The organism is Dehalococcoidia bacterium, from assembly GCA_022449765.1.
In the GTDB taxonomy this organism is placed as follows: Bacteria; Chloroflexota; Dehalococcoidia; order Lucifugimonadales; family Australimonadaceae; genus UBA2963.
In genome coordinates, this window is the sequence record JAKUPZ010000001.1 from 41,945 (window position 1) to 60,745 (window position 18,801).

19 protein-coding genes are annotated in these 18,801 nt (G+C 42.1%); 6 read left to right on the top strand and 13 right to left on the bottom strand.

The window, feature by feature from the left end; translation table 11 throughout:
* Window positions 1-15: 15 nt before the first annotated feature.
* From def to secF, 3 genes are all read left to right on the top strand, one after another.
* Window positions 16-528, top strand: coding sequence for a peptide deformylase (gene def, locus MK127_00190; protein ID MCH2531225.1), 513 nt, complete (start codon window positions 16-18; stop codon window positions 526-528).
* A 106-nt stretch (window positions 529-634) separates the two neighbouring features.
* Window positions 635-1,984: a protein translocase subunit SecD gene (gene secD, locus MK127_00195; protein MCH2531226.1), complete on the top strand. Its 1,350-nt coding sequence runs from the start codon at window positions 635-637 to the stop codon at window positions 1,982-1,984.
* Window positions 1,984-2,922 (top strand): protein translocase subunit SecF, encoded by a 939-nt coding sequence (gene secF, locus MK127_00200; protein ID MCH2531227.1) that lies wholly within the window; start codon window positions 1,984-1,986, stop codon window positions 2,920-2,922. The genes secD and secF overlap by 1 nt, the downstream gene beginning before the upstream one ends.
* Here secF and MK127_00205 read toward each other — a convergent pair.
* Window positions 2,912-3,901: a zinc-binding dehydrogenase gene (locus MK127_00205; protein MCH2531228.1), complete on the bottom strand. Its 990-nt coding sequence runs from the start codon at window positions 3,899-3,901 to the stop codon at window positions 2,912-2,914. The genes secF and MK127_00205 overlap by 11 nt on opposite strands.
* An 82-nt stretch (window positions 3,902-3,983) precedes the next feature.
* Between MK127_00205 and MK127_00210 the strand changes: the two genes are divergently transcribed.
* Together MK127_00210 and MK127_00215 are read left to right on the top strand one after the other, a co-directional pair.
* Window positions 3,984-4,832 carry a deoxyribonuclease IV gene (locus MK127_00210; protein MCH2531229.1) on the top strand — a complete coding sequence of 283 codons (849 nt, stop codon included), beginning with the start codon at window positions 3,984-3,986 and terminating at the stop codon, window positions 4,830-4,832.
* A 6-nt stretch (window positions 4,833-4,838) separates the two neighbouring features.
* On the top strand, window positions 4,839-5,204 hold the full coding sequence (locus tag MK127_00215) for a metallopeptidase family protein (protein ID MCH2531230.1): 366 nt from the start codon (window positions 4,839-4,841) through the stop codon (window positions 5,202-5,204).
* A gap of 62 nt (window positions 5,205-5,266) precedes the next feature.
* Here the strand turns inward: MK127_00215 and MK127_00220 are convergent, their stop codons facing one another.
* The 3 genes from MK127_00220 to MK127_00230 all read right to left on the bottom strand — a co-directional run bounded on the left by MK127_00220 (window position 5,267) and on the right by MK127_00230 (window position 8,763).
* Window positions 5,267-6,397, bottom strand: coding sequence for an MFS transporter (locus MK127_00220; GenBank protein ID MCH2531231.1), 1,131 nt, complete (start codon window positions 6,395-6,397; stop codon window positions 5,267-5,269).
* A 159-nt stretch (window positions 6,398-6,556) separates the two neighbouring features.
* Complete coding sequence (locus MK127_00225; GenBank protein MCH2531232.1) at window positions 6,557-8,170, bottom strand: ATP-binding protein; 1,614 nt, start codon at window positions 8,168-8,170, stop codon at window positions 6,557-6,559.
* Window positions 8,161-8,763 carry a hypothetical protein gene (locus tag MK127_00230; protein MCH2531233.1) on the bottom strand — a complete coding sequence of 201 codons (603 nt, stop codon included), beginning with the start codon at window positions 8,761-8,763 and terminating at the stop codon, window positions 8,161-8,163. The genes MK127_00225 and MK127_00230 overlap by 10 nt, the downstream gene beginning before the upstream one ends.
* Window positions 8,764-8,846: 83 nt before the next feature.
* Here MK127_00230 and thiE point away from each other — a divergent pair, with 83 nt between their 5' ends.
* Entirely contained in the window at window positions 8,847-9,869 is a 1,023-nt protein-coding gene (thiE, locus tag MK127_00235) for a thiamine phosphate synthase (protein ID MCH2531234.1), read from the top strand.
* Here thiE and MK127_00240 read toward each other — a convergent pair.
* The 9 genes from MK127_00240 to MK127_00280 are packed head-to-tail and all read right to left on the bottom strand — an operon-like array spanning window position 9,862 to window position 18,800.
* Window positions 9,862-11,388: an NADH-quinone oxidoreductase subunit N gene (locus MK127_00240; GenBank protein ID MCH2531235.1), complete on the bottom strand. Its 1,527-nt coding sequence runs from the start codon at window positions 11,386-11,388 to the stop codon at window positions 9,862-9,864. The genes thiE and MK127_00240 overlap by 8 nt on opposite strands.
* Window positions 11,388-12,869, bottom strand: coding sequence for an NADH-quinone oxidoreductase subunit M (locus MK127_00245; GenBank protein MCH2531236.1), 1,482 nt, complete (start codon window positions 12,867-12,869; stop codon window positions 11,388-11,390). Before MK127_00245 ends, MK127_00240 begins: the two co-directional genes overlap by 1 nt.
* Window positions 12,870-12,873: 4 nt before the next feature.
* The gene (gene nuoL / locus MK127_00250; protein MCH2531237.1) at window positions 12,874-14,868 is read right to left on the bottom strand and encodes an NADH-quinone oxidoreductase subunit L; all 1,995 of its coding nucleotides are present in this window, start codon (window positions 14,866-14,868) and stop codon (window positions 12,874-12,876) included.
* Complete coding sequence (locus tag MK127_00255; protein ID MCH2531238.1) at window positions 14,869-15,057, bottom strand: hypothetical protein; 189 nt, start codon at window positions 15,055-15,057, stop codon at window positions 14,869-14,871. It abuts the gene before it with no gap.
* A 9-nt stretch (window positions 15,058-15,066) separates the two neighbouring features.
* Window positions 15,067-15,411 (bottom strand): NADH-quinone oxidoreductase subunit NuoK, encoded by a 345-nt coding sequence (gene nuoK / locus MK127_00260; GenBank protein MCH2531239.1) that lies wholly within the window; start codon window positions 15,409-15,411, stop codon window positions 15,067-15,069.
* A complete protein-coding gene (locus MK127_00265; protein ID MCH2531240.1) occupies window positions 15,411-15,929 on the bottom strand; it encodes an NADH-quinone oxidoreductase subunit J in 519 nt (172 codons plus the stop codon). Before MK127_00265 ends, nuoK begins: the two co-directional genes overlap by 1 nt.
* A gap of 1 nt (window position 15,930) precedes the next feature.
* Complete coding sequence (locus tag MK127_00270; protein MCH2531241.1) at window positions 15,931-16,527, bottom strand: NADH-quinone oxidoreductase subunit I; 597 nt, start codon at window positions 16,525-16,527, stop codon at window positions 15,931-15,933.
* On the bottom strand, window positions 16,528-17,694 hold the full coding sequence (gene nuoH / locus MK127_00275) for an NADH-quinone oxidoreductase subunit NuoH (protein ID MCH2531242.1): 1,167 nt from the start codon (window positions 17,692-17,694) through the stop codon (window positions 16,528-16,530). It abuts the gene before it with no gap.
* Window positions 17,694-18,800 (bottom strand): NADH-quinone oxidoreductase subunit D, encoded by a 1,107-nt coding sequence (locus MK127_00280; GenBank protein MCH2531243.1) that lies wholly within the window; start codon window positions 18,798-18,800, stop codon window positions 17,694-17,696. Before MK127_00280 ends, nuoH begins: the two co-directional genes overlap by 1 nt.
* Between the last annotated feature and the right edge of the window lies 1 nt (window position 18,801).

Below are 18,801 nucleotides of genomic sequence, written 5' to 3' on the forward strand. Positions count from 1 at the left end.
ACGTATAATCGTAATATGTCTGTATTAGAAATGCATTATATTCCCGATCCTGTACTGAGGCAGAAGGCTAAAAAAATTAGAGATTTTAAAAGCCAAGAACTTAGTCGTTTGGCTCAAGATATGGTGGACTCCATGTATTACTACAATGGAGTTGGATTGGCTGCTAATCAAATAGGTTCATTGAAGCGAATTTGCGTTATACAAATGCCTGAGGACGACGAGCCCACTATATTGATCAATTTGGAAATCACTCGTAAGGAGGGTGAGCGGGAAGTCACCGAAGGTTGCTTAAGTCTTCCAGGCTGGCAGGGGAGAATATTGCGCGCAGAAAAAGTTTGGGCTAGGGCAGTAAATTTGGAAGGAAGACCAATCAGATATAAGGGCGTTGGCGATTTACTTGCTCAGGCACTTGAACATGAAAATGATCATTTAGATGGGAAATTATATATCGATTTTATTGATTCAAAAGATGATCTATATGAGGTTGAAATAGGGGAAGAAGAAGAAAATGAAGGCGAGGTAAACTAAGGATAGTTTCGCCAAGTCGCTTCGCCTGATAGAATTCGCTAGATTTACAGAAGGTGGATCGTTTGCTGCCCCTTCTAAATATTCAAATGGACTCGAATGATTTTTTATGTTGCGTAAACTTCACTGGAAATCTTTATTAGCTATAACTCTGATTGTTGCCGTTTCTTTCACGGTTCTATATTACGACGAGTTTGAAGTTCCGATTCTTGGCGAAAGAGGATCTGAAGATATTCTCGGATTACGCTTGGGATTAGATCTTGCGGGAGGAACACAGCTTATTTACCAGGCTGGCGACGAAAATATGAAGCCCACCGATAATGAAATGGAAGGGCTTATTGGGACTATAAGTCGCAGGATTGATCGTCTTGGAGTCACCGAACCAAGCCTGCAAAGATTGGGCGAAGATCGACTACTTATACAGCTTCCTGGAGTAGAAGATGTACAGCAAGCAAAAGACTTGATTGGGCAAACTGCTCAGCTAGAAATTATCGAGCGGCTTTGCGAGGACTTGCAATGCACCATTTTTAAAGACCAAGAAACTGGTCTTACTGGGGACGATATGTCTCGTGCTTTTGCTAGCCAAGATCAGGTTACTCAGGAGCCAATTTTGAGTTTTGAGCTTAAGCGTGGTGCTGCTCAACAATTTGCTACTGTGACCCAACGAATATATGACTCAAATACATCCGAAAGTCCGGACCAGCTGGCCTTTGTTTTAGATGATAAGGTTTTGGTTTCGGCTGCAGTTCAATCTCCGATTCTTTCAGGTAGTGGCATTATTAGTGGGAATTTTTCTCCCGAAGATGCCCGCCAACTTGCGATTCAAGTTGAATCGGGGCGCCTCCAGATTGATATCACAGAGTTGTCTTCATCTGTAATTGCAGCTTCGCTTGGTAGTAGGTCTTTGGAGGAAGGTTTAATTGCTGGCTTAGTAGGATTAGCTCTCGTCCTTCTGTTTATGGTGGGTTACTACAGAGCATCAGGCCTTGTTGCGGGTGTGGCACTTATTTTCTACACGCTTATAGTTTTAGCTATTTTTAAGTTAATTCCCATCACGTTGACGTTGGCGGGCCTTGCTGGTTTTATCCTTTCCTTAGGTATGGCGGTGGATGCAAACATCCTTATTTTCGAGCGAATTAAAGAAGAACTACGAGTTGGAAGGACGCTCCAATTTGCAGTACAAATTGGATTTAATCGTGCATGGACTTCGATTCGCGATGGTAATGTTTCGACGATATTGATTGCTTTGGTTTTGTTCTTCTTTGGAAGTGGCTCTGCCAACTCTGCCATAACAGGGTTTTCTATAGCTCTGCTTGTCGGCGTAATGACGAGCATGTTCACTGCAATTTTCATAAGTAGGAAATTATTGGGAATTGTAGGTGGAACGTTCTTGCGCAGATTCCCTCAATTGTTTAGCCCAGAGTCTTTGTCGAATAATAACTCTGGAGGACAAAGCTGATGCAAGTTGTTCGCTTTCGTAAGTGGTTTCTTCTCATCTCAGCTTTGCTAGTGATGGCCTCTGTAGTTTCTTTGTCATTGTACCGATTAAACCCTGGTATTGATTTTACCGGGGGTGCTGCCATTAATGTGAAATACACTGAGGCAATTAGCTCGAATCAGATTGTTGAGGCCCTTTCTGGCGTAATGCAAGATGATGCGGTTGTACAAGCTACGGCAGATAACTCTTTTTTCATTCGTGTAGGAATTTTAGAACTTGATCAACGCGACGATTCTGGGCAAGTTGTTAGAAGAGGAGAAGAATCAGAAGTTAGGCAAGCTCTTAAAAGTATAGGTCCGGGTGAAATCGTTTCTTTCGATAGTGTTTCTGGTGTTATTGGAGATGAAAATGTCAGGAATGCAATAATTGCAGTGATTGTTGCGTCAATCGTAATTTTGGTTTATGTGACATGGGCATTTCGCCGCGTTCCAACGCCTTTCAGATATGGAGTTGCTGCTATAGTGGCTTTAATTCACGATGTGTTTATTGTGTTAGGAGTGTTCTCTGTACTTGGCGAAACAATTAATTTGCAAGTAAATGCGATGTTTATTACAGGTGTGCTCACGACAATCGGTTACAGCGTGAATGACACTATAGTTGTATTTGATCGCTTAAGAGAGAATGTTGCACGCTACCCAGGGGCCGCCATTAGTGAACTGGTTAACATAAGCGTAAGAGAGACAATAGGAAGATCCCTAAATACTTCGATCACATTGATAGTGGTAGTGGTAGCATTGTTGCTTTTTGCTGGCGCCTCAATTCAACCTTTGCTCTATGTTTTGTTAGCGGGCGTAGCGGTGGGTACCTATAGCTCAATTTTCATAGCCAGTTTGACATTGGTTGCTTGGGAACAAGGGGAAATAGGTCGAGCTTTTAGATTACTGACCTTTAGACGCTAGATGATGCTAGAGGGGAAATCAAGATTCTGCCTACGACCTCTCGATTTGTCATTCTTGTAAAAGCCGTTTCTAAAGAATGTGCAGATAAAGGCGAAATTCTATCGACAATCGGTTCAATTGCTCCTTTTTTTATAGCATTAAGGCATTCATCAATTTCTGGCAGACTAGCGCCTAGGCTCCCTATAATTTGTAATTCACGGAATATGACTTCAGCGGGGACAATAGGGCTTTTGGACGATGAAATTTGCCCACTTAAAACGAGCCTTCCTTTTGGGGTCAAAGTATTCAAAAGCCTTTCGATTGACATACTCGTGGTTTCTATTGCGGCATCGATTCCATGATCATCAGTCATTGCAAAGAGAATTTCTTCATAAGGTTCTGTTTCCATAAACACTGCAAAAAACCAAGGCATCTTTTGTAGAAATTTGAGTTTCTTCTCAGAGCTAGTAATGCCGATCACTTTGACTCCCTTGGCTGCTGCAATTTGTGCTGCATGAATACCTAAACCTCCACTGGCTCCACTAATAATGAGCCAATTATCTTTTACTAATTGACACGTTTTAACAGCCTTCGCAGCTACAGAGATTGGGGAAAAAAGTAAGCATGCTTTTTCAATTGAGTCGTAATCTGGAGGTAAAAATACTAAAGAAGAAAAAGGGACGCTGGTAAATTCGGCAAAGCCACCATTTTGTCGATGCCCTAGGTCTTTAGGTATTACTACCACTTTTGACCCAATTAGCTTTTTCGAAAGTTTGCTACCCACATCAACTATCACACCAGAGATCTCATGCCCCAAAACTCGAGGTAGAGATACTCCACGATTAAGTGTGCCATTGATAATCAATGCGTCGTGATAACTAAAACCACACGCTGAGACTTGGAGAATGACCTCTTCTACTTCGGGTTTAGGATCGTCTAATGAGATATCATTGAGGCTCAAACCTTCTTTCTCGGAAAATTGTAGGATAACTGCTTTCAATTGAGTCCTGATTCAGAAGAATGTTGGTTAATAATAGAATCTTTAGTAATTAGTATATTCAACATGGAGGTAGGTGGCACCTATGCGAATCGGAGCACACGTGTCTACATCAGGCGGGGTAGATAAGGCAATCGACCGTGCAATCGAAATTGGAGCTGAGTGTATTCAGATTTTCCCCTCTGCGCCTCAGGGTTGGGGATTCAAATCACCTGACGAGCTAGCTATTGCTGAATTTAAACGTAAAGCTTTTGAAAATGACGTAGGTCCTAATGTTTTTCACGGGATTTATCTAGTGAGCTTGGGTTCAGATGATTTGGCATTGGTTGAAAGAGGAAAAGCCTCCTTGATTAAATATTTGAATACGGCTGATGACCTAGGTGTTGATGGTGTTATTTTTCATCTCAATAGCCATAAGGGCCGAGGTTTTGATGGTGTATTCGATCAAGTTCTAGGTTCGATACAGGAAGTTTTAGCTGATACTCCGGATAATACCAAATTGATAATTGAGAATAGTGCGGGAATGGGGAATCATATTGGTTCAAAATTTTCTGAAATAGGAATGTTTATTCGGGAATTGAATAATCCACGTGTAAAAGTTTGCCTCGATACACAGCATAGTTTCGCTGCGGGTTATGACCTCAGGACCAAGGATTCAGTAGAAGCCGTTATGGATGAATTTGATAGAGATATAGGACTGGATCATTTGATGGCCGTTCATTGCAATGATTCGAAGCCTGACCTGGGAGGAGCCTTAGATAGGCATGAAAATATAGGGGAAGGGTTTTTGGGCACAAATGCTTTTGAGTCAATTCTTGCGCATCCAGCTTTTATGGATATTCCTTTTTACCTAGAGGTTCCTGGATTTGAAGGCAAAGGCCCTGATGCAGAAAATGTTCAAATCCTAAAAGAATTAAGAAGAGGGGTTAATTAAGGATTTATGCGTAAAGCATTATTTGAGGAGTTAGTAAGAGAAGCAGTGGCTGATATTCCAGAGGATTTTCGTCAAATTATGCATAATGTCGATGTCCATGTGCGCCGAATGCCTACCCAAAGGCAATTAAAAAAGATTTCTTTATCACCAGGGCAAGTATTACTTGGGCTGTATGAGGGGATCCCTTTAACAAACAGAGAAAATTATGGAATGGTCCTCCCTGATGTTGTTACCCTTTTCCAGCTACCGATTGAGCAGATTTGTTCTACCGAAGATGAAGTGAAAAAAACTATACAAGCAACGGTGATTCATGAAGTGGCACATTTTTTTGGTATTACGGACGTGGAATTAGAGGCTTGGGGTGTTGCATAGTTCTTGCAAAAGCTTGAATGAGCAAATATAGAGATTTTGGGGATTGTTAAATTCAGTGCTTATTAGGGACGCTCAATGTGCTTGGGTTCAGGGGTGACTAGCATAACTGCAAAGGATAGTAAATAAGTAATTACGATAAGCCATAAGCCTAAATTGTAGGAGCCGAGACGATCATAGGAGAGGGACAAAATCACTGGGCCGACGGCCATGACAATGCTTACTAAAGGGTAGACTAAACCTTGTATTGAGCCAAGGTGAGCTCTTCCTAAGTAAGCAGGCCAAATTAATGGATTCAGAACAATCATCCCTCCGATCGCCAAGCCGCTACCCGCTGCTAATAAAAATAGTAAAAACTCCTGAGTTTGAATAATGGCAAGTAATCCCATAACTAAGGCGCCCATAATGACCAATCCAAGGAAAGATATGCGCACTGTTGTTTGATTTGCAATATAACCCCAAAAATATCGGCCTGAAACTGACATTAACCCATAAATGCTTAGTGCGAGAGCTGCGCTATTTTGACTAAATCCACGATCTTCAAATAAAGGGACCATGTTGGCTGGAATTGCGATTGAAGGAAGGCTTGCTAGTGCTACTGCAGCTATGAGCATCCACGTACTTCGGATTTTCAATGATTCCTTCAAGTTATAGCCCGAAGGTGAAGAAGATCCTTGTAATGAAGAATCATTGATTTCACCATCCGGCAACAAGCCAATATCTTCTGGTTGTCGGCGAATCAACAGAGCTAGCGGTACTCCTATTAATATCGTAAAAACACCATAGACTACCCAAGCATCACGCCATCCTAGTGCACTAATTGTAGCGGCTGCAATAAGCGGTAGAACAAGAGCGGCAAAACCTCCTCCTGTAGTTCCAATTGCCATTGCTATGGGCCTTTTTTTTACAAACCATTTAGGAACAAGTGCTGCAGCTATAATATTTGTTTGCCCGACCCATGCAATTCCTCCAATGACACCGTAGAGAAGCATAAATTCCCAAGGATTTTGGACTCTTGATATACCTATTAATACCGCACCACCAACGCCGCTTGCGATCATACTCAATACCATTGCGCCACTGCGTTTATCCATAAATCGCCCAACTAAGGGAACGCCTGCTGCAGAAATTAATACACGTACGGTGACAGCACCAAAAATATCAGAGCGGTCCCATTGAGTGAGCTCATTAGTCATGGGACCAACAAACACACTCAATGCCCACAATTGGATTCCTACTTGAACAAAATGAGTTATGAATGAAACACCTACAATTACCCAACCGTAGAATAAAGGTAATCTAGCTTCCCAGTGCGCAGCTGTCTTAAAGTGTTGCAGTACTAATTCCGATCTTTATTATCCAAATAAGTCTTTTTTATTGATATTTCCAAATCCAGGAAGCGTGATGTCAGAATAAAAATCATTGTCGTAATTACGAGTTCTCACTACCACCGGCATTGGCATTGCATGGCCGAACATTAAGGATTGTTGAATGGATTCTAATCGTGACAATATATTACGTAAGTTCCTTGCGCCTGGTGCCCCGGTCAAAACGGCGTCAATATCACGGTCGTTATCTAATTGGCATACTACTCGTGTTCCTATTTGACTCAGAATTTCTTCGTCTATGCCGGATGGCCTTTGGTCCACGATAAGCAATGTTACGCGATATTTGCGCATTTCTCTTGCAATCGTGCCGAAAATTGTTTGGTTAGCAAGACCAGAATTTAGGAACCTATGAGCTTCTTCGATAGTTATCACCAAAGGACTAGGCAATTCCTCATTTCCAGCCATTGCGGATTCTGTTTTTTTGCGGTATTCCTCATGAATCCTTCGGGTAATGAGATTCGCGACCAATAAATATGCGTTGACATTATCTCCGTGCTTTCCAAATTCAAGCACTACGTGTCTATTGTCTAAGAGATGCTCCAGAATTTCCGTTGCTATTCCTTTTCCTGATGATTTTTCAACCATAAAATCGAAGCGTTTTAATTGAGATAACCTGCGGCGGAGAGCTTCTAATGTATTGGTATTTTCTCTTAACGTTTCGGCCAATTCGTGCAGCTCTTCACTGGTGAGGTCTAGAAACTTTAGGATCCATGGAGAAGAGTCATTTTTAAAATAATCTGCTAATGCGTAACAGGATTGTATACCTAATTCTGTAATATTCAGGGTAGTGCCTAAGATAGCGATATCTTCAGGTTCGATTTCATTAAATCCAATTTTTGCATCAACATCGTACTTAAGACCACGAGTACTTGCAGAGGAGCCGTCTAATGTAAATATCGATACGCGGCTACCAAAAAGCTGTTTGAGACCTTTTGCTGAATAACCAGTTTCACTTGATGATTCCCAACCATATTCGTTGTGCATATCAAAAATTAAATTCGTGGCAACTTGGCGCTGTAAGATGCCTGCAAGTAGAATACGTGTCAGGAAGCTCTTGCCTGTACCGCTTTTCCCAAATACAGCATTGGAGCGTTTTACAAACTCTTCAAGATTTAGGCATACGTGCGCGTCCTCCATATCGAGAGGACTACCGATCCAGATATGCCTTTCATCTTCATTTCCAAATACCTCCGCAACATCTTCATTGGATGCTCTAAATGCTACGGAGAAGTGTTGAGGAAGTGATTTGGAAGGTTGAGGAGTCAGAAATGCAGAATCGATATTTAGGCTGGGCATAATTGTCGCTACGGAATAAGTGGATATGCCCGATATGACCTCTATCAAGCTTCTACTATCCGAAGATACGCTTGATGAAAATTTATTATCGGCAGTATCAAGCCTTAGGTCAGTGATGGTTCCAAAGAATTTACTATGAGCACCATTAATTGTAACGAAGGTTCCTATTTTGGTTTCCTCTATAAGCTTGCTGTCTTTAAGCCGAACTTCTACTCCTTGGGAGATAGAACCTCCAATTACGAGTCCAAGCTGATTAGATTCATGGCCCATACTGTTCATAACCATTCATCCATTGGAAGTCTTTTGATGATTGTCGATACACGAGAGACATCCGCAGGCAATTGGCTTGATATATAGCGAGCTGCATTTAAAAGAAAAGCCCTGGGGTCTTCAAATGAAGGTAGAGCTTGTTTGATCGTTGCTGCAATGACATCATCGATGACTCGATCATTACTTCGTAAAAGCAGGACTAAGAAATCAACGCTAGTCATAAATTCTCTTATCTCGTTTGATGAGCATAAATGGATAAAACTGTGGATTCTTGGCGGTAACGGAGGGAGGTACTGGTGCACAATAGTTCCTTCACGAAATCCAATAACAGAGATATTTACAATAGTCCGCATTAATTGCTCTAATTGTGGATGATCTTCGTAAATTTGATCTTCGGTATCGAGGTTCTGACCTCGAGCAATAACGCCTCGACTAGGATCAATTGAGCCAGTGTTGATACCGTTAATCACGCCAAAAACAGAATCTCCGATTCTGACTAAGCTTCCAAGTGGAGGACAGTTATATAGCGTGTGGCATTGCCCTTTGAGGATTTCGATAGAAGATTCAATTACCTCGCCGAACCGTGAATTTTTTTGGAGCGATTCCATTTTGCAATTCTCAATGACTTTCGGTCTAACTCGCAAGAGGCATTAAGTACATATGATAAAGTCATTGTTGTTTAAGGAATCTAATGAATCAAAAAGAGGCACCTCATTTTACAAAGGAATGGTTATTGAGTGCGTTGAGCTATGTTCGGCGTGATTTTGAGGCAACAATCACCCAAAGCGTTAATGATGATCGTGCCCTGATTAGATTACAGACTGCTCAGAATTTGGGGCTGGATACGATTGCTCATGATGCAATAACTGCTATTGATCAGGCTATAGTAGATGCAAATAACTTGCAGTGGCCTGGGGGGATAGAAATTCGGTACGTAGCACTTTTAGGAGCACTTAAGTCCTTGGCTAGTGCCAGCACGGCTCTTCAGCCGAACACTCCCGATTTGCCTCATTTGAGCTACCTTACAGATTTGATGAGGAAAGCAGAATACTTGGCAGCCAGTAATTTTCGTAGACGCTTAGCGAAAAAATTTACTGGCATATACGTCATTGTAGACCCTGAACTAACAAATGGTCGGGACATTCGGTGGGTAGTGGAGCAGTCAATAAAAGGCGGAGCTAGTGCGATCCAACTAAGAGTAAAAAATAAGGATAAAGGAGATTGGCTGAAATTAACTTCCGACGTATCGCAGGTTTGTAATTCTGAGGATGTAGTTTTTATTGTTAATGATCATGCAGATATTGCCGTTGCATCGAATTCTCACGGGGTACATTTAGGCCAGCACGACTTACCACCTGAAAGTGCAAGAGAAGTTTTAAACCCATGGCAATTAATTGGAACTTCAAATGCATTGCTCACAGAAGCACAGGATTCTTATAGAAAAGGGTGCGATTATCTTGCTGTGGGTAGAATGTTTCCGACTAGCTCAAAAAGCAACACTAGACATGCAGGTCTTGAAACGCTAAGTGCTATTCGGGAGAGTATACCGGAAGATGGACCGCCAATAATTGCCATTGGTGGTATAAATTTGGCAAATGCGAACCAGGTAAAAACCGCAGGTGCGGATTGTATTTGCGTGATTTCTGCAGTTACTCTTGCGAAGAATCCATGTGATGCAGTAGTACGTCTGCGGGATGCTTTCCTCGCTAGTTAAATAAGCTTTTCGCGGCAGTGCTCGCAGCTTCAAAAAGGCCGGCGGGCCACAATCCCAATACTAATATGGAAACTGATGTTACGGATAGAGCAAATAGGTTAGGCTTTGAAATTCTAATTAAGGAACTATCATCTGCATTGCGAAAATACATGGTCCGAATGATGGAGGTATAGTAATAGGCTGAAACAACAGAATTTAGCACAGCAATTATTGCAAGCCAAATTAAACCTGAACTTACAGCTGCATTAAAGAGGAAGAGCTTCCCTGTGAACCCTACAGTGGGCGGTATCCCAATTAAACTGATGAGCGATAAGCTGAGCACAAGTGCTATTAAGGGTGAGCGTTTACCCATACCGGCAAGGGAAGCAATTTGCCCGCTTCCTGTTTTGGAGATGATTCCTAAAGCCGCAAAAAATGCAGTGAGCGTCATTGTCGCGTAACCACCAAGGTAAAAAAGCAAGCTGGTTATTCCAAGATAAGAATCATTAGTTACTGGTGGAATTGTTGTAACTGCAGCGACTCCAATAAGCATGTAGCCAGCATGAGCAATCGTACTGTACCCCAATAATCGTTTTATCGAATTTTGCTGGATAGCAATAAAATTCCCTACAGTCATAGTGATGGCTGATAGTGACGCGAACATGATCGACCAATCTAAGGTTACGTTACCAAAAGCTATGTAAAAGATGCGAAGGATGACTGCAAAGGCGGCAGCTTTACTTGCGATGGACAAAAATGCACCAATAGGTAGCGGTGCACCTTCGTAAACGTCTGGAGTCCACATGTGGAAAGGAACGATGGAAAGCTTGAACCCAAAACCTGCCGTAATGAGTACTATCGCTGTTGCGATACCTACATTTGAAGCCATAGATGTCGAATCGATAATAACCTGAGCTATTGTAGGTTCGGTAATACTTATTATTCGCATTGTTCCTGTAAGCCCATAAAGAAACGCAAATCCGTAAATTAATATCGCGGAAGATATAGCTGAGAGAACAAGAAACTTAAGGGCAGCTTCTAGCGATTTACTAGATTTTCCGAATGCTATGAGTGCGACAATTGGTAATGAGGCAAGTTCTAGCGATAAATAAATAGTGATTAAATCGGCAGAACTCCCTAATAACATTAGTCCCGCAGATGATAATAAGAGTAATGCAGTGAATTCAGATTGATTTTCGCGGAATTGCTTTGCGTAGCTGGAATTTGTGACAGATTGTTTTGAGTAATCAGAGCATGAAATTAGTACTAGTCCTAAGACGACAAGAATGATTAGTTTGAAGAATAGAGCAAAATGGTCTGTAAGCAAGGAGCTCTGGAAAGCAAAATAGGCACCATTGCCACTAACTTCATTCCAGAGGAATAAGGTAGCACATATTGGGAAAAATAATCCTAAAATCCCTAGCGCTTGGCCTAAAGCTTTCTTAGGGAAAATTAGATCAATGAATAAGACGCTGCTAGCTAACAGAATAAGCGCAAGCTCGGGCAAGATGGCAATTAAATCAGTACTTTCGATACCCATTAAAAGGTAAACCTTTCAAAAATAGGATTGATTCCAGACTCAAAGACCTCTGTGATAATAGCTGGGTATATACCTATTACAAATATGGGTAATATTAAAATTGCCATCGCCGCAATATCAACAGGCGTTGCATCCTTTAGTGAGTTCCATTTTTCAGTGATTGGGCCAAAAAAAATACGCTGTGCGGTCCATAGAATATACCCTGCAGCAAGCACGACTCCTGTAACTGTGAGAATGGTCGCTAACTGGTACGCGGGGAACGTTCCTATGAAGACGAGTACTTCGGCAACAAACCCACTCGTCATTGGTAATCCAAGTGAGGCAAGCCCCGCTACCATGAAGCCGACCGTAATTAAAGGTACCCGCTTAGCTATACCACTCATATCAGAAATGTTTCGGGTATGAGTTCGCTCGTATATCAACCCCACTACAACAAACAAGAGACCAGTTATAGTTCCATGAGTAAATAACTGAAGTGCCGCACCATTTAAACCTGCTGCATTTAAATTCCCTGGTACAGCACTAACTGAGGCTAGTCCCAAAACTACGAAGCCCATATGGCTGACACTACTGTATGCAACGAGACGTTTAAGATCATTTTGACGCATTACGATGAATGCACCGTACAGGACATTAATGACTGCTAACGTCGCCAAAACAGGGGCAAAAGAAACTAATTCTGAAGGAAATAACCCTGCATTGATTCTTAATAAACCGTAACCTCCCATTTTAAGCAGTACCCCCGCGAGCATCACACTTACTGCAGTAGGAGCATCTGTGTGTGCATCAGGAAGCCAGGTATGAAGAGGGAAGATAGGTAACTTGACCGCGAAAGCAACTAAAAAGCCCATAAACACAAAGGATGATGGTACGAGCAGATTAACCAAATTTTTTTCTGCTAGAACTGTAATATCGAAAGTACGCTCCAATTCAGGATAAGAAAAATACAATACGAGGATTGATGCGAACATAAATGCTGAGCCCAGAAAGGTGAAGATAAGGAATTTCATTGCAGAGTATTCCCGTCGCCCGGTACCCCAGCTAGAGATTAGGAAGAACATAGGAATGAGTTCAAGTTCCCAGAAAACAAAAAATAAAATTAAATCTAGTGAAACAAAAACTCCCATCACTGCACTTTGGAGCAGCAATAGCCACATAAAGTAAGTGTGAATTTTTTCAGAAATATGCCATGAGATTAGAACCGCAGATAATCCTAAAATCCCATTCAGCAGTATGAGAGGCGCGCTGAGCCCATCAATGCCTACGAGGTATTCGATATTGAAGGCTTCAATCCAAGTTGCTCGTTGAACGAATTGGTAACCACCTTGCGCTGTGTCATAGCTAAAGTAAATAATCAGTGTGAGCAGTAATGTAACGAGTGCAGTAAGTAAAGCGATGAATCTCGTAGTACGAGCATCCCCACGGAGCAATACCAAGAGGATTGCACCTAAAGCTGGGGTGAATGTAATTAGAGTGAGCATACTTTTACTGCAACTGGAAGAATAGCAAGATAACTACTACTCCTAGCGAAACTCCTAATCCATAAACTTGAGCCTGTCCAGTTTGAAGCTGCGCAATGGCTTTTCCGCTATTGCGCCCCAACCATCCGAGGCAATTAACACTGCCATCTACGATCCATTTGTCCATTAGATGTGAGAAATTGAATAGGCCTTTGTATAGAACTCTCTTTACGATCAGGCCTTCATAAAGGTGATCTAGATAAAACCGGTTCGATAATATTTTTTGGGAGAATACTCCAAGTATAGTCGGATTTGTTAGTTCAGAAATCCCTTTGCGATAAAGATTAATTGCGTACGTAATACCTGCTAAAGCTGTAAATGTGGATATAGATGCAATCAATATGTTGAAAGCAGGTGCTTTTTCGTGAAGGAAATGTGAAAACCAATGGGCTTCAATAAATCCAAGATCCATTATCGAATTAGCTACTAGACCCGAAAAAATTGCTAAGATAGCCAAAATACCCATAGGGAAAGTCATTACTTTGGGAGATTCGTGTTTGTGGGTGTGGAGGTCAGATTCCTCAGGGATACGTTCCTCTAACGGCACTGAATCGACGCCTCCTCGGAAATCTCCGTGAAAAGTTAAGAGCATTAGGCGCGTGATGTAAAAGGCGGTTAAAAACGCTGCTGCCAGCGCCAAGAAAAAAACAATTTTGCCAACGGAGTCCGTATTGGAGAACGCGGAAGATAGGACTTCGTCTTTAGACCAAAAACCGGCGAGAGGGAAAATTCCTGCAAGGCTCAGGCTTGCGATTAGAGTAGTTACGTACGTTACCGGCATCCACTTTCGAATACCACCCATATAACGCATATCAAACGTGTGGACGGAATGATGAACAGAGCCAGCACCTAAGAAGAGCAGACATTTAAAGAAGGCATGATTGAAAAGATGGAACATTGCGACACCTGGCGCACCAACTCCTATTGCTAAGAACATATAGCCAAGTTGACTCACAGTAGAAAAAGCCAATACTCGTTTTATATCGTTAGCAACTAATCCCATTAATGCAGCAAATATTGCCGTAAATCCACCAATAAGAGCTACTGTATTCATAGCTGTAGTACTTACTGCAAATAAATCAAATAATCGAGCGACGAGAAATACTCCTGCAGCAACCATGGTTGCTGCGTGAATTAAGGAGCTAACTGGAGTGGGGCCTTCCATAGCGTCGGGTAGCCATGTGTGCAATGGAAATTGAGCAGATTTTCCGATTGCTCCAGCGAACAGACCTAGTGCAACCCAAGTCGCTACTCCAGGTCCTAAGAGAGGGGCCATTTCACTGATGGCAGGAATTTCAAGCGGATTTAGGCCACGTTCAATAAATTCGAAACGGTTAAAGAAGAGATAGAGGATACCGATCATAAAACCGAAATCACCAATCCGAGTAACAATAAATGCTTTTTTTGCAGCAGCAGCAGCAGCAGGTCTGTGGTACCAGAAGCCGATTAATAGGTATGAGAACAATCCAACAAGCTCCCAAAAGACAAACATTTGCAATAGATTGTAGGCAAGCACTAGGCCTAACATTGACGAGGTAAATAATGAGAGATAGGCAAAATACCGTGGGTAATCCGACCATGGTGATTCCAGAGAATCGACATCTTTTCGCATATACCCCAATGAGTATATTTGAACAAGCATACTTACTCCTGAGACTATTGCTGTCATGATCGCTGACAAAGGATCAAGCAATATTCCAACAGTCATTTCAAAAGATGTGCTGCTCCCTTTTTCTCCAATGGTGAACCACGTATGAGCGGAAAAGTTAGGATCCGAATGTTCTAAAATTGAGTAGATGGCAATGAGGCTTAATATAAATGCAACTGCTACTCCAAATATCCCCACGTAACCTGAGAATTTCCAAAGCTTTGAGTTCCAAGGCCGGATTAAGAAAATGATCGATAGCCCCGCCATTAGCGGAGCACCAATTATCAGCCATGATAACGTTTCAGATATCATCTAAAGCTTCCTCAAAATTTCATCTGCTACGTGTTCGCGTCCTCTAGGAACCATTACTCGGAAGGATGAAAATTCTCTATGGTCGGTAATATCAGTTTGTGGAAGAAGCCGTACGGGGAGGCCTTCGCCTTCTAAGATTTCTTTCCATGCTTCGGCGATCATCAAATTTGGTGCTTTTTTGTAATCCACCCACATTGGTCAGCCTCGCATAAAATTAAGATTGGTAATTTGAGAAGTATTTTGCCTGCGTGCAATTGCAATGATTAAGGCTAATCCGAGTGCAACTTCGGCAGCTGCAACGACAATTACAAATATCGCTAACGTTTGGCCTCCAAGGAGCAATTGCTCAGGATTGGCAGATGATGCGGGGAATCTATAGGAAGCGGGTACTGTGTAGCGGGAAAAAGCGACTAAGGCCAAATTAGCTGCATTAAACATAATCTCGGCTGACATAAGAATAGAAATAATATGCTTCCTTGAGAGGGCTCCGTAAAGTCCGATGCAGAAAAGAATTGCGGATATGATTAACAATCGTTCTAACATTAGTCTTCTCTCACCAATGACAATGCACCTACGACCACAGCTAGTAATAAAACTCCAGCTATTTCAAAAGCGAGAACAAACTCGTTGAGCAGAAGATGTCCGAGGTAAGCCGGAGAGTTTACAAAAACATCGATCATCGGCTCAGGCAGTGTGCTTGGTAAAACTTTCCATTGGGCCTGAATAATACTATAGGTTAAAACACCTAGGATTGAGATTGCGGACAATAATGCAAGTAATTGTATTTTGTTACTTTGGTTCCCTTGGTCTACATCTGTGGTCATCATTATTGCGAAAATAATTAAAACTGTAATACCACCACCGTAAATTAAGACCTGTACAATTGCTAAAAACTCCGCATTGAGGATTGCAAAAATACCTGCAACTCCTACAAAACTTACAAGCAACATTAATGCAGATCTAAAGATGCTTTTCAAGTGAATGACCAGAACTGCAGAAACGATACTTAATGTTGCAAGTACCCAGAAAACAATTTCAGAAAAGATATTGTCTAGAGCCAAATTAATTATCTTCTCCTTCGTAAGTTCCTTTAGAGCTTGCCCTGTGATCCATTTCATCAGAAATTTGCCCTGGCCTCTTGGGATGCCAGAAAAATGGCTCTCTTCCAACTTTGTCCCACTCGAGAGAGCCTTCTTCGTAAGGGTTAAATTCATTGCGTTCAAGCTGAGGTCTATACCATGTGCTCGGGTGCTTGGCTCTTTCTTTTAAAGTATTGATATCGATTACTAGCTCTTGACGAGTGAGCTTGGCAGCTTCAAAACCTGTCCCCATGTGCAAAGCATCATAAGGGCATGCTTCAACGCAAAGGCCGCAGTACATGCATCGTGCTTGATCTATATCAAACACCTCTACTTTGTAACTTCCACCGTCTTGTTCATTTCCACCATCAGGGTCAGTTACTATTCGGATAATTCCTAACGGGCAATATTTGGCACAGCTTGCACAGCCAGTGCAGCGTTGTTCATACCAGCTGAATTCTTGGCCTCTAAAGCGAGAATGCTGTGGGATTTTTTTCTCAGGATATTGAATGGTAAAAGGAGTTCTGACTAAATTCCTTAGAGTTACTCCGAGGCCTTTAATTATTCCAATTCCATACATTTAATTATGCTCCTGTAGGGCCCCATTAGAAGGACCTGTTTGCAACGAAACAAACTTACTCCATATTAATGCTGCTGGAATTGTAACTCCCCAGTTGATCAGCGACATAATTAGCAGTTCGCTAGTACCTCGATTTGGCCAGGCAATTACTTCAACTGCTAGAAGTAATACATTTAACAGGCTTAATGGAAATAAATATTTCCATGCTACAGAGAGAATCTGGTCGAGTCGGTACCTTGGAAGTGTGGCGCGTACCCATATTGCCACGAAAACAAACATCCCTATCTTTATGAGGAACCACAAATAGGAAGGCAGTATTGCCCATTGCCAGCCTTGGAGGAAAAGCACGGCAAAAATTGCCCCAGCCACCACAGTATTGGTGAATTCTGCAAGCATAAATATGCCATATTTCATACCACTATACTCAGTCATATAACCGGAAACTAACTCAGATTCGGCTTCAGTAACATCGAAAGGTGCACGGTTTAATTCTGCCGAGATTGCAGTTAAGAATATGAAAGCACCTAGGGGAGTTACCAATAAGAATGGGATTGATTGCGCTTCGACAATATCAATTGTAGACATTGATTGAGCTAAGACGGTAATGCCCAAAAGAGACATAACTAGAGGCACTTCATAGCTTACAAGCATTGCCACAGCTCTCATGCTGCCAAAAAGGGAGAAGGTGTTATTAGAGGAATAGCCTGCCATCATTACTGCAATAGTCGAAATACCGCTCACAGCAGCTATGTACAGAACTGCTACGTTAATATCAACAAGCCAGGAATTTTTGCCGAATGGAATTACTGCCAATACTAGAAGAGTGGGAGCCAGCATGAGTACCGGTGCAATAGTAAATACAACTTTATCTACTCCTCTTGCCATGATGTCTTCTTTGGTAAGGAGCTTTACTGCATCCGCAATCGGTTGCAATATACCAAAAGGCCCTGCTCGATTTGGCCCTAATCTTCCTTGGAATCGTCCAAGCAATCTTCGCTCAAACCAAGTATATAAAGTTCCCAGAAGCAAGGTTGTGTTGGTTATAAGCAGAATGATTGAAAACCCAGCAATAAAATAGGCTAGCCATGACCAATCCTCACCCAGAAGCCCTAAAACGGAAGAATAGATACTGCTATAGATTGAATTATTAGCGAGAGTCTCACCCATTAGCGATCAACCTCACCCATATTGAAATCAAGGCTACCTAATGTCACTATGGCATCAGCTAATTTCCACCCTACAAGCATTTCTCTGAACAAAGTGAGACTCATAAATGATGGTGCTCTAACGTGGCAGCGGTAAGGGGCGATACTCCCGTCACTGACTAGATAAAATCCTAATTCTCCCTTTGGTGCTTCTATAGGAACATATGATTCACCGGGTTCTGGCCTGAATAACATTGCAGGAGTTGATCGGACAGGACCAGGTTCAATTTGCTTGTAGCATTGTTCAATTATTGAAATGGATTGCCTTACTTCAAGCATACGAACCCAAAAACGATCGTAATTATCTCCTGATTTTGTGGTGGGAATTTCGAAATTCACACGATCATAAGCATCATAAGGTAGCTCTTTACGCCAATCCCAGCCGATTCCAGATGCCCGAAGTATGGGGCCAGTGAAGGATGCATTGAGTGCGTCTTCGCTACTAAGAACTGCCACGCCTCTGGTTCTGGAAATTACAATTTCACTATCAAAAACTAAGGATTGCATTTCATCAGCATATGCGGGCATTTCATCTAGGAATTTTCGTAACGCCGTCCAAAACTCATCTGGCGTATCTTGGAATACTCCTCCTATGCGCATATACGAGAGAGTAATTCTAGCGCCACACAGCATTTCAAACATTTCAAGGATTCGCTCGCGTTCCCTAAATGCATACATCAGAGCAGTTCCACCAAATACTCCAAGTTCTGCAAGGAAAAACCCCACTCCAATTAGATGGCTTGCAATTCTTTGTAGTTCTGCTGTAATGACCCGAAGGTACTTGCCTCTATCTGGGACAGCTATGCCTAGCAATTGCTCGCAAGAAAGAACATAGGCTTGGTTATTGGTCATTGAGGAAACGTAATCTAGGCGGTCGGTTAACGTAATAACTTGAGTATATTGACGCTCTTCGGCAAGTTTTTCAGTTCCTCTATGCAGGTAGCCAATAACGGGTTCAGCATCAAGTATGTTTTCACCGTCAAATGTGAGCTTCATTCTAAAAACCCCGTGCGTACTGGGGTGATGTGGACCGACATTTACTACTACCGGTTCAGTGGGGATTGTCATT